9 protein-coding genes are annotated in these 11,939 nt (G+C 51.5%); 6 read left to right on the top strand and 3 right to left on the bottom strand.

Features of this window, described 5'->3' with window-relative positions:
* The 3 genes from lolA to serS all read left to right on the top strand — a co-directional run bounded on the left by lolA (position 1) and on the right by serS (position 3,458).
* Positions 1-627: an outer membrane lipoprotein chaperone LolA gene (lolA, locus tag Q4579_RS06090; protein ID WP_303562489.1), complete on the top strand. Its 627-nt coding sequence runs from the start codon at positions 1-3 to the stop codon at positions 625-627.
* A 76-nt stretch (positions 628-703) separates the two neighbouring features.
* Positions 704-2,041, top strand: a complete 1,338-nt coding sequence (locus Q4579_RS06085) for a replication-associated recombination protein A (protein WP_303562488.1) — start codon at positions 704-706, stop codon at positions 2,039-2,041.
* A gap of 124 nt (positions 2,042-2,165) precedes the next feature.
* The gene (gene serS, locus Q4579_RS06080; protein ID WP_303562486.1) at positions 2,166-3,458 is read left to right on the top strand and encodes a serine--tRNA ligase; all 1,293 of its coding nucleotides are present in this window, start codon (positions 2,166-2,168) and stop codon (positions 3,456-3,458) included.
* A gap of 66 nt (positions 3,459-3,524) precedes the next feature.
* On the opposite strand, the gene Q4579_RS06075 is transcribed toward serS, so the two are convergent.
* From Q4579_RS06075 to metG, 3 genes are all read right to left on the bottom strand, one after another.
* Positions 3,525-4,412 (bottom strand): hypothetical protein, encoded by an 888-nt coding sequence (locus tag Q4579_RS06075; RefSeq protein WP_303562484.1) that lies wholly within the window; start codon positions 4,410-4,412, stop codon positions 3,525-3,527.
* 662 nt (positions 4,413-5,074) lie between these two features.
* Positions 5,075-6,376 carry a dicarboxylate/amino acid:cation symporter gene (locus Q4579_RS06070; protein WP_303562483.1) on the bottom strand — a complete coding sequence of 434 codons (1,302 nt, stop codon included), beginning with the start codon at positions 6,374-6,376 and terminating at the stop codon, positions 5,075-5,077.
* A 566-nt stretch (positions 6,377-6,942) separates the two neighbouring features.
* Entirely contained in the window at positions 6,943-8,982 is a 2,040-nt protein-coding gene (metG, locus tag Q4579_RS06065; RefSeq protein ID WP_303562481.1) for a methionine--tRNA ligase, read from the bottom strand.
* Between the two features lie 156 nt (positions 8,983-9,138).
* On the opposite strand from metG, the gene apbC reads away from it, so the two are divergent.
* The 3 genes from apbC (at position 9,139) to dcd (ending at position 11,881) form a co-directional block, all read left to right on the top strand.
* Entirely contained in the window at positions 9,139-10,233 is a 1,095-nt protein-coding gene (gene apbC / locus Q4579_RS06060; protein ID WP_303562479.1) for an iron-sulfur cluster carrier protein ApbC, read from the top strand.
* Positions 10,234-10,445: 212 nt separating this feature from the next.
* The gene (gene udk / locus Q4579_RS06055) at positions 10,446-11,090 is read left to right on the top strand and encodes a uridine kinase (protein ID WP_303562478.1); all 645 of its coding nucleotides are present in this window, start codon (positions 10,446-10,448) and stop codon (positions 11,088-11,090) included.
* 194 nt (positions 11,091-11,284) lie between these two features.
* Positions 11,285-11,881, top strand: coding sequence for a dCTP deaminase (gene dcd, locus Q4579_RS06050; protein WP_211647543.1), 597 nt, complete (start codon positions 11,285-11,287; stop codon positions 11,879-11,881).
* Positions 11,882-11,939: the final 58 nt, after the last annotated feature.

Genomic DNA, 11,939 nt, shown 5'->3' with positions numbered 1-11,939 from the left:
ATGATGACAATTCAACCCGTGACAAAAACGATTCAGCGACTGTTACTGGCTGCTGCCTTGCTGCCGGGGCTGGCGTTTGCCAGCGCACAGCAGGAATTGAGCCAGCGTTTAGGGAAAGTGGATGCCTTCAGTGCGGACTTTACGCAAAAAGTCACCAGCCCGGACGGCGAAGTTCTCGTTGAAGGTCAGGGAAAAGTTTCCGTTCAGCGGCCGAACCTGTTCCGCTGGCATGCGGATTTACCGGATGAAAACCTGTTGGTTTCTGATGGTCGTACCCTCTGGTACTACACCCCGATGGTTGAGCAGGTGACTGCCATGAAACTGGAAGATGCGACTGAACAGACGCCTTTTGTGCTGCTGATCCGCAACCAGAACCGGGACTGGGCAAAGTATCATGTTGTTCAGACCGCCGACACCTTTACCCTGACTCCGAAAGACAGCGCGGCTGTGACCGGAAAGTTTGTGGTCACAGTCGGTCAGGATGGTCAGGTCCGTGGCTTCTCGGTTGAGGAACAGGATGGTCAGCGCAGCCAGTTCCGCTTTGCGAAATTTGCGCGCGGCACACAGGACCGCAAACAGTACAGCTTTACACCGCCACCGGGGGTGGAGCTGGACGACAAGCGCTGATTGCGCTTTGGGTATACAATAGGCGAATCATCTCAGGCGGTAGGAATACCGCCTTTTTCAGTTTTGGAAGGTCAGCGTGGATAACTTCAGTCTTAATTTTTCCTCGGATTTTCGACCGCTTGCTGCCCGGATGCGGCCAAGAACGGTGGAAGAATATGTCGGTCAGCAGCACATTCTGGGATCAGGAAAGCCCCTGCGTCGTGCACTGGAAGCCGGTCACTTGCATTCCATGATTCTGTGGGGCCCGCCGGGGACAGGGAAAACCACGCTGGCTGAAGTTGCCGCACATTATGCCAACGCAGAAGTGGAGCGGGTGTCTGCGGTAACCTCTGGGGTGAAAGATATTCGTGCGGCGATTGATAAAGCACATCAGAATCAGCATGCCGGTCGCAGAACCATTCTTTTTGTAGACGAGGTACATCGCTTCAATAAAAGTCAGCAGGACGCTTTCCTGCCGCATATTGAAGATGGCACCGTCACCTTCATTGGCGCGACCACTGAAAACCCTTCTTTCGAGCTCAATAACGCCTTGTTGTCCCGGGCGCGGGTTTACAAACTGAAATCCCTGACCAAAGACGACATTCTGACGGTGATTGATCAGGCGCTGGCCGATCAAACGCGCGGCATTCAGGCGGAACATTTGGCATTTGCACCGGATGTGAAAGAGAGTCTGGCGGAATTGGTGAACGGTGATGCCCGGATGTCGCTGAATTATCTTGAGTTGCTGGCAGATATGGCGGAGGAAGCGCAGGGCAAGAAAGTCATCACGCTGGATTTGCTGGCCGAAGTCGCAGGAGAGAAAGTCACCCGCTTCGATAACAAAGGCGATCTCTGGTACGACATGATTTCTGCGGTGCATAAATCCATTCGGGGATCGAGTCCGGACGGGGCCCTGTACTGGTATGCCCGGATGCTGCAGGCGGGGTGCGATCCCTTGTATGTTGCCCGCCGTTTGCTGGCGATTGCTTCAGAAGATGTCGGCAATGCAGATCCCCGGGGGATGCAGGTTGCGATTGCGGCCTGGGATTGCTTTACCCGGGTGGGCGCCTATGAAGGGGAACGTGCGATTGCACAGGCGATTGTGTATTTGGCCTGTGCGCCCAAAAGTAACGCCGTCTATACCGCCTTTAAACAGGCCAAAGCCGATGCCGCCAATTTACCGGATTTCGAGGTGCCGCCCCATTTGAGAAATGCCCCGACGAAACTGATGAAAGATTTAGGGTACGGTGCCGAGTACCGCTACGCGCATGATGAACCCGGTGCTTACGCTGCGGGTGAGTGTTATTTACCGCCGGAAATGCAAAGTCAGCGGTATTATCAGCCGACAGAACGTGGTCTCGAGGGTAAAATTCGTGAAAAGCTGGATTATCTGGCTTCTCTGGATGCAAAAAGCCCGCAGAAACGCTATCAATAACCGGGCTTTTTGGGTATCTTTTGTGAACTCACGTTAGAAATTCTAACGTACTCAGATTTCAACTGATTTAACCCGCAATCGGGTTAAACTTTGTGCAACATTCTATGACGAGCACAGGATTAGCATGCTAGATTCAAAACTTCTTCGAACTGAGCTGGACGCGACAGCAGAAAAATTAGCGCAACGTGGATTTATCCTTGATGTAGACACCCTTCGTTCCCTGGAAGAGCAACGTAAATCGATCCAGGTCAAAACGGAAGAACTGCAGTCCCAGCGTAATTCCCGCTCGAAGTTGATTGGTCAGCTGAAAGGAAAAGGCGAGCACGAAGAAGCCGACAAAGTCATGGCTGAAGTGGCAGGTCTGGGTTCTGAGCTGGATGACGCGAAAAAAGCGCTGTCTGAGATTCAGGCACAGCTGAGCGAGATTGAAATGTCGATTCCAAACCTTGCGGATGCCTCTGCACCGGTTGGAAAAGACGAAGACGAGAACGTTGAAATCTCTCGCTGGGGCGAGCCAAAGTCTTTTGATTTTGAAGTCAGAGATCACGTCGATCTGGGTGAGATGGGCGAAGGTCTGGATTTCGCCAGCGCAGTAAAACTATCGGGTTCACGCTTCATCGTGATGAAAGGTCAGTTTGCCCGTCTGCACCGTGCTCTGGCGCAGTTTATGCTGGACCTGCACACACAAGAGCACGGCTACACCGAAATGTATGTACCGTACCTGGTGAATCACGACAGCCTGTATGGCACAGGCCAGCTGCCAAAATTTGGCGAAGACTTGTTTAACACCAAGCCGGCGACTGAAGAAGGCGTTGGTATGTCGCTGATTCCAACTGCTGAAGTGCCGCTGACGAATATGGTTCGCGATACCATCGTTGATGAAGCTGAGCTGCCAATCAAGATGACGGCCCATACACCATGTTTCCGTTCAGAAGCCGGTTCTTATGGTCGTGATACCCGTGGTTTGATCCGTATGCACCAGTTCGACAAAGTGGAACTGGTTCAGATCACCCGTCCGGAAGATTCGATGGCTGCACTGGAAGAACTGACTAGCCAGGCTGAGAAAGTTCTGCAACTGCTGGAACTGCCATACCGTAAAGTGATTCTGTGTACCGGCGACATGGGCTTCGGCGCGATGAAGACTTACGATCTGGAAGTCTGGTTGCCAGCACAGAATACGTACCGTGAAATCTCTTCTTGCTCGAATGTGGGTGATTTCCAAGCCCGCCGGATGCAGGCGCGTTTCCGTCGTAAAGGCGAGAAGAAACCTGAGCTGGTTCATACCCTGAATGGTTCTGGTCTGGCTGTAGGGCGTACCATGGTTGCTGTGCTGGAAAACTACCAGCAGGCGGATGGCCGGATTGAAATCCCTGAAGTCCTGCGTCCGTACATGGGTGGCCAGACACATATCGGCTGATCACCAACGCAATGAATTGAAAATCAAGAACCCAGCCAATTGGCTGGGTTCTTTTTTGTTCGGCATTCAGGCCTGAAGTTGCTTTGGCTCAGCCTTGATTTTTTCGTGGCTGAATTTTGCGAGTAATGGCGTCAGGCTCGCCTGGATGTCAATGGGGAAGTCTTCAATGGACAGTCCGTGCGCGATCTCCATCAGTTTGGCATCGAACAGGTAAAAAATGTGGTCCGACAGACTCAGTGAAAACTTGTACAGCGCCAGTCTGCAGGCTTTGGTGGCGGTTGTGCTGTTGAGCAGTGTTGTTAAATCCTGCTCCAACTGATCGGCCATTAATGACGGACCCGGAACTTTCAGCATCAGATTCATCTGGCCCAGACGACGCTGCAGCAAATGCAGATGACGCCGGAGCAATATTTCTTCTTTATGACTCTCGGGGTGAAACGAGCCCACGGTTGCCCGGAATTGTGCCAGCGTATCGAGAGCATTCAGGGTTACCGGCCAGAACTGCTGATACTGCTCAAACAGGTTTGGTCTATCGGCCAGCAACATGGATGTCGTCAGATGATCGTCGATCAGGTACATGGCATGCCGGATACTTTTGCCATGAATGGCCTGATTGCGCGACAAAGAATACCGCGGCCATTCATTTGCAAGTTGTTGCAGGTTCTGATGCAGAATCCGGTACATCGGCTTTTGTTCCAGGCTGGCCTGGCTGACCAACTGGTTGCTCAAATGCTGAATGGCGTCCTGCTCTGTCCATTCAGGGATTGTCATCTCTGAGTGTTTCATCAGCTGGCTGTGAGTCAGACGCCTGTGCTGGCGTAAGAGCTGAATGAGCTGTCGCAGCCCGAGGATCTGGTCGAAATGGGCTTCGGTTTGCGCCAGTTGTTGCTTGTTATAGAAGTACCAGACGGTGAGCGCCAGCACTGTGAGTGTTAAACCGAGAATAATCCACATATCGACTCCTTAGATGCCCGGTGGACGGCATAGATACTTTGTTGTTCCTCTTTGACGTTTTGATTCTGTTTTTGAGTCAGCTTGTTGAAGCTTGCGGCAGTTTCTTAACGACGTGATTCCGAACGCACGCCATGCCAGCCCGCAGGGTCATGGCAAAGCCTGCTATCGGGTTAACGCAAAAACTGAGCCAGTATTTCAATCGAAGATAAAGTGAGCCAATGCCGCGAAATATGGGTTGAACGCAATCGGGTCAGCCATCCAGAATTTTTTTGTTGCACTCTTTTGGTGCGAGTGGCGGGGAGGAGTGCGTTGATCCGGTGCATGCCAGATACCTTGACTCTGGGATAAGCCTCTGATTGATTGAATAGATTTCCTGTCAGATCGGGCTGAAAGGCGAAGTGAAGCACTCAGCCTGTTACCGGACTGAAACCCCCTGTTCCAGGGCATTTCGATGCTGAGCGGGAGTGGGCCTACGATAATGAATCAGCGGTGGGTCGGTTGGAGAAAGCGTTGCCCGTGGCAGCAAAAGAGCAGTGGATTGTGATTGACATGAAGCCGGACTGGAAACGGGTTGTCCCTGAATCAACTTCTGATTGAAAGCCGTTTGATAAAAAACGCCAGTCTTGGAAGACTGGCGTTGCTGATCACGTTCGCTTGGCTGATTAAGCTTTGTGCAAGTGAACTTCTTCGTCTTTCTCACCGGCGTGAGGATCGTGATAGCGCGCGATGTCCATTTCTTTTTCAGATTTACCGACGATACAGGTGACGACACTGTCGCCTGTGATATTGACGGCGGTACGTATCATGTCCAGCAGACGGTCAACACCCATAATCATAGCAATGCCTTCGACCGGCAGACCCACCTGATTCAGCACCATCGCCAGCATGATCAGGCCGACTCCTGGTACACCTGCAGTGCCGACAGAAGCCAGAGTCGCTGTCATGATCACGGCCAGATAGTCGCCCATGGTCAGGTCTACATTAAACGCCTGCGCAATAAAGGCCGTGGCGACACCTTGCATGATTGCAGTGCCATCCATGTTAATCGTTGCGCCCAGCGGTACCGTGAAGGAAGCAACTTTGTTGCTGACCCCCAGACGCTTGGTCGCCGTTTCCATGGTCACGGGAATGGTTGCGTTCGAAGATGCCGTTGAGAAAGCAAACATGACTGCATCTTCCATCTTTTTGAAGAACGTCAACGGACTCAGACCGGTGAACAGCTTCAGCATCAGGCCATAGGTGAGCAGGGCATGCAGAATCAGTGTGCCACTCACGACAGCAAAATAGCTCATCAGGCTTTCAATGGCGTCCAGTCCCAAGGTGGTGAACAGTTTTGCCATCAGGAAGAAAACACCGAAAGGGGCAATGTGCATCAGCAGTGCGACCAGCTTCATGATCACTTCATTCAGGTCATTAAAGACGCCTGCAATCCGTTCACCGGCTTTACCGGCTGCGCTGATCGCAATACCGAACAGGATCGCAAACACGATGATCTGCAGGGTATTGCCCTGAGCCATTGAGTTAATCGGGTTGGTCGGGAACATGCCAATGATGACCTGACCCAGCGTCGGCGCTTCTTTGGCTTCAAACGCTGTTGCAGCACCCAGATCAGCACCTGCACCAGGCTGGACAATGGTCCCCATGGTCAGCGCCAGGGTAATGGCGATGGCGGTGGTGGTCAGATAGAAGGCCAGGGTTTTACCACCCAAGCGGCCGAGTGTGCTGATGTCACTCAGTGTGCTGGTCCCGCAGACCAGAGAGACAAAAACCAAGGGAACGACCAGCATTTTCAGGCTGGCAATAAAAATGGAACCACCGACTTCAAACAAGCCGTCGACGATATAGTCGTGTACAAAAGTGATATCTGACAGAAACTCGCGAATCACGAATCCGGTCATTATCCCTAAAATCATACCGATGATGATCCGGGCAGTCAGGGATAGTTTTTTAGGTTGGGTTTTCATGAAAGAACACTCCTTATTATTTTATATCCAAGTGGTTTGATAGAGTGCTGGCAGCGATGTTGCTTCGTGAACGGGCTCTGATAGGGGGAGCTTGCTAGTTCTTCATGCTTGAATCGGCGCTGCGATGCGATGAGGGTTTCATCGCACCCGTACACAGCATGGGTGTCATCTTGCTGAGTCAGCATCCTGAAGCCACTTGGGTATGATTGCTCTGTTCTTTGATCCTCAGAGCGCGGAGCAGATTACCAGTTCCGCTGGCGAAGTTGCGATGTAAAATCAATGCCATGATTTAAATCTTGTCTGAGATCACATTTTATTGAGTTAATTGTTATCAACAGACCATATTGGTTAACAAATCAGAAACGCTTTGGTTGCTTTATATACTGATATAGCAAGCATTTTTTAGTGATATCGTCTGACCTTTGGGATACAGGCAGACTTTATACGCGTCTGGATACGTCTTGGGTAGGGCGGGCATGAAAAAGTGCTGCGTGTGTCCGATACATAAAAAAAAGGAGCTTTCGCTCCTTTTTCAGATGAGAGGTTCAGACTGTCCAGCCGATGGGTTACATCACACGCATGCCCGGTTGTGCACCGTCATGTGGTTCAAGCAGCCACAGATCTTTACCGCCAGGGCCAGCGGCCAGAATCATGCCTTCGGACATCCCGAATTTCATTTTCCGCGGTTTCAGGTTAGCCACAACAACGGTGAGTTTACCGACCAGATCTTCCGGATTGTATGCCGACTTAATGCCAGAGAACACCTGACGGGTTTCCCCACCGATATCCAGCTGGAATTTCAGCAGCTTGTCTGCCTTTGGTACAGACTCACAACTGATGATTTTCGCAATGCGCAGATCCACTTTCGCAAAGTCATCGAACTCGATTTCATCTGCAATTGGCTCTTCCACTAATGGTCCGGCAGCAGGTTTGGCAACCGCGGCTTTTTCGGCGGCAGCATCTTCTTTAGAGGCTTCCACCATGGCTTCAATATGCTTACCGTCGATACGGTTGAACAGGGCCTTGAACTTAGAAATCTCATGTCCCGTCAGCGGCTGTGCAATGCCTTCCCAGGTGAGTGTTTCGTTCAGGAAAGCTTCGACACGTTCCGCCAGTTTCGGCATCACAGGCTTCAGGTAGGTCATCAGCACGCGGAACAGGTTCAGGCCCACAGAGCAGATCGCTTGCAGTTCTGCATCTTTACCTTCTTCCTTGGCGACGATCCAAGGTGCTTTTTCGTCAACATACTGGTTCGCTTTGTCAGCCAGCGCTGTGATTTCACGAATCGCACGGCCAAATTCACGGCTCTCATACAAGTCTGCGATTCGGTCTGCGGCGGCGACAAATTCCTGATACAGCGCAGGTTCGGCAAATGTGTCCGCCAGTTTGCCGTCGAAACGTTTGGTGATGAAACCAGCGTTTCGGGAAGCCAGGTTGACGATCTTGTTCACTACATCGCTGTTCACACGCTGACTGAAATCTTCCAGATTCAGATCCAGATCATCAATGCGGCTGTTGAGCTTCGCTGCGTAGTAATAGCGCAGGCATTCAGGATCCAGATGATCAAGGTAGGTACTCGCTTTCACGAACGTGCCCTTGGATTTCGACATCTTGGCACCGTTGACGGTGACATAGCCGTGCACAAAAACATTGCTCGGCTTACGCAGACCCGCACCTTCCAGCATCGCTGGCCAAAACAGGCTGTGGAAGTAAACAATGTCTTTACCGATGAAGTGATACAGCTCGGTTTGGCTGTCTTTCTGCCAGAACTCATCAAAGTTCAGGTCGTCGCGCTTGTCACACAGGTTTTTGAATGAGCCCATGTAGCCGATCGGCGCGTCCAGCCAAACATAGAAGTATTTGCCGGTTTCCCCCGGAATTTCAAAGCCGAAGTAAGGCGCATCACGGGAGATATCCCACTGTTGCAGGCCGCCATCGAACCATTCCTGCATTTTATTGGCTGTTTCTTCCTGCAGCGCACCGGATTTGGTCCAGCTTTGCAGCATGGTTTCAAACTGAGGCAGATCAAAGAAGAAGTGCACCGAGTCTTTCATGATCGGTGTCGCACCAGAGACTGCAGACTTTGGGTGAATCAGATCAGTCGGGCTGTAGGTTTCGCCACAGTTGTCACAGTTGTCACCGTACTGATCTTCTGCTTTACATTTCGGGCAGGTGCCTTTTACGAAACGATCCGGCAGGAACATTTCTTTTTCAGGGTCGAACAGCTGAGAGATGGTACGACTGGTAATAAAGCCGTTTTTCTTCAGTTCGGTATAAATAAATGCAGACAGTTCGCGGTTCTCTTCGGAATGCGTACTGTGATAGTTATCGAAACTGATATCGAAGCCAGCAAAATCCGCCTGGTGCTCTTTGCTCACTTCGGCAATCATTTGCTCTGGCTCCATTCCCATCTGTTGGGCCTTCAGCATGATTGGTGTGCCGTGTGCGTCGTCCGCACAGATGAAGTGAACTTCGTTGCCGCGAAGGCGCTGATAGCGCACCCAGATATCCGCCTGGATATGCTCAAGCATGTGGCCAAGGTGGATAGAACCGTTTGCGTACGGCAGGGCGCAGGTCACCAGAATTTTTCTTGGGTTTGCAGCCATATTTTCTCTATTCGCTCATGATGGGTAAAAAAGATGATAAGCCTTGAATACTACCCCAAGGCCGACGTGATTCATAGTCTGACAAGTGGCGCTGTCCGGGATGGAAAGTGTTAGGATAAATGCAGCGTATATCATTGAACGGAGCAGGTAATTCCAATGGCCAATATTTCTGCAGCAGGTCCATTCGAGAGTCAGGCCGCTGTTTGCGCGTGGCTGAATCAGTTTTCGCACCCTTGGCTGCAACATGAATGGGCTGATACCCCTGGTATCGTCCAATGGCAGCAGGACACCACGCAACTGAAAATTACGATTCCTTTTGCTGCGGCATCGCTGGCGGAGACACTGGCCGACTGGATTGCGGATCAGCAAGCCCGGCAGTTGGTCCCACAGTTGAGTGTCGACATTGCCGTGCGGGTGTCGCCGCTGGCTGCGGGTGACAAGCCCTTGCTGAAAGGCGTGAAGAATGTGCTGGTGGTCAGTTCAGCGAAAGGCGGGGTCGGAAAATCGACCACGGCCGTGAATCTGGCGCTTGGCTTAAAGGCGCTGGGCGCGAAAGTCGGGTTACTGGATGCAGACATCTATGGCCCCTCAGTCCCTTTAATGCTGGGCGCGGCGGAAGAAAAACCGACATCACCGGACGGGAAGCTGATGTCGCCCGTGGCGGCTCATGGCCTTTATACAAACTCAGTGGGTTATCTGGTGCCAGCCGAGAATGCGACAGTGTGGCGTGGGCCGATGGCATCCAAAGCTTTGTCGCAGATTGTGAATGAAACCCTGTGGCCGGATCTGGATTATCTGGTGGTGGATATGCCGCCGGGCACCGGGGATATCCAGCTCACGATGTCGCAGCAAATGCCGGTCACCGGCGCGGTGGTGATTACGACGCCTCAGGATCTTGCGCTGGCAGATGCAATTAAAGGCGTAAATATGTTCCAGAAAGTACATGTTCCTGTGGTCGGTGTGGTCGAGAACATGAGCTATCACATTTGCAGCCAGTGCGGGCATCATGAAGCAATTTTCGGCACAGGGGGGGCAGAGAAAATGGCGCGTGACTATGCTGTGCCCTTACTGGCCCAATTGCCGCTTCACATCCGGATTCGTGAAGATATTGATCAGGGAGTGCCGACCGTCGCCGCTGCGCCAGACAGTGAACATGCGCAGGCTTATCTTGAACTGGCAGGCCGAGTCGCCAGCCGACTCTATTGGCATGGGCAACCTGTGGCAGAACAAATCCGTATCACGACCCTGTAAATGCAGCTGATTTAACTGTTTTTGGCTGGGGTGTCGTTGCATTTACACAATGTATTGCGATTAAGATCGCATTTACTCTGGCATCCCAGCCATCAACTCCTTATAATCAGGCGGTTTATTTTTTACTTGCAGTATAGTGCTGGCAAAAATTGTCCGGTATGAACCGACTTGAGTAAAAGACCCGCTAGATAATCTTACAGGTGCTTTCTGATATGTCTGAACATTCACACCAGTGCGTTATTATCGGGATTGCAGGTGCCTCTGCATCCGGTAAGAGCCTGATCGCCAGAACCGTATACCATGAGTTGAAAGAAAAAGTGGGCGATCAACAGATCGGTGTTATTACGGAAGATTGCTACTATAACGATCAAAGTCACCTGAGCATGGAAGAGCGGGTCAAAACGAATTACGATCACCCCAATGCATTGGATCACGACTTGCTGTGCGATCATCTGGAAACACTGATCCGTGGCGAAGCCGTTGAAGTACCGCAATACAGCTACAGTGAACACACCCGTACGCAGCAAACCACCACACTGACCCCGAAAAAAGTGATCATTCTGGAAGGGATTCTGCTGCTGACCGACCCGCGCCTTCGCAATCTGATGCATGCGACTGTCTTTATGGACACCCCACTGGATATCTGTTTACTGCGCCGCCTGCAGCGTGATGTGGCTGAGCGTGGCCGCACCATGGAATCTGTACTGCAGCAGTATCAGAAAACGGTTCGCCCGATGTTCATGCAGTTTATTGAACCTTCTAAGCAATATGCGGACATTATCGTACCTCGCGGTGGCAAAAACCGAATTGCCATTGATGTGCTCAAAGCACACATCGCCCGGCTGCTGAAAGCTTAATGATTCCAAAAGGCTGACTGAGATCAGCTTTTTTGTCTCTTTTTCTGGTGGTTCAGCAGAAAGCGCGACCCAGCTTCAGCGAACCGCCTGAAAGATAGACGGAACGGATGCTGCTGGTTATAGTGTCGGCAAAGCAGGCGTTCCGCCTGAGATTTGTAAAGATTTTGATTTTCGCCCTGGAGATAATCCGCAACATGAGACTCTGTGACAAGGACATCAAGACTTATCTTGATGAAGGTAAAATCAGTATTGAACCCCGTCCGTCAAACGATGTGATCAGTGGTTTGACTGTCGATGTAACGCTGGGCAATAAGTTCCGGATTTTTAATGATCATGGTGCGCCATACATCGACTTGTCCGGGAAAAAAGAAGATGTTGCTACCCAACTTGAAAAAGTCATGAGCGATGAAATTGAAGTGAACGATGGCGATGCGTTCTTTCTGCATCCGGGCCAGCTGGCACTGGCAGTCACTCATGAGTCGGTAACGCTGCCGGACAATATTGTCGGCTGGCTGGACGGTCGTTCATCACTGGCCCGTCTGGGGCTGATGGTCCATGTAACCGCTCATCGGATTGATCCGGGCTGGGAAGGCCGGATTGTACTGGAATTTTACAACAGTGGTCGTTTGCCGCTGGCTTTACGCCCGCATATGCCAATTGGCGCGCTGAGTTTCGAAATTCTGTCGGGCTCGGCGGAGAAGCCGTATAACAAGCGAGCGAACGCGAAATATAAGAATCAGCAGGGCGCAGTCGCCAGCCGAATCAACGAAGACGAGAAAAAACACAGCTGAGTTTGTAAAATTGGCTTTAAATCGCATCCAGTTTTATCAGGCCACCTTAACGGTGGCC

This window comes from Photobacterium sp. 1_MG-2023 (assembly GCF_030547945.1).
Lineage (GTDB): Bacteria > Pseudomonadota > Gammaproteobacteria > Enterobacterales > Vibrionaceae > Photobacterium.
The sequence above is the reverse complement of the archived record's forward strand: the minus strand, read 5'-3'. Positions and strand labels throughout refer to the sequence as shown.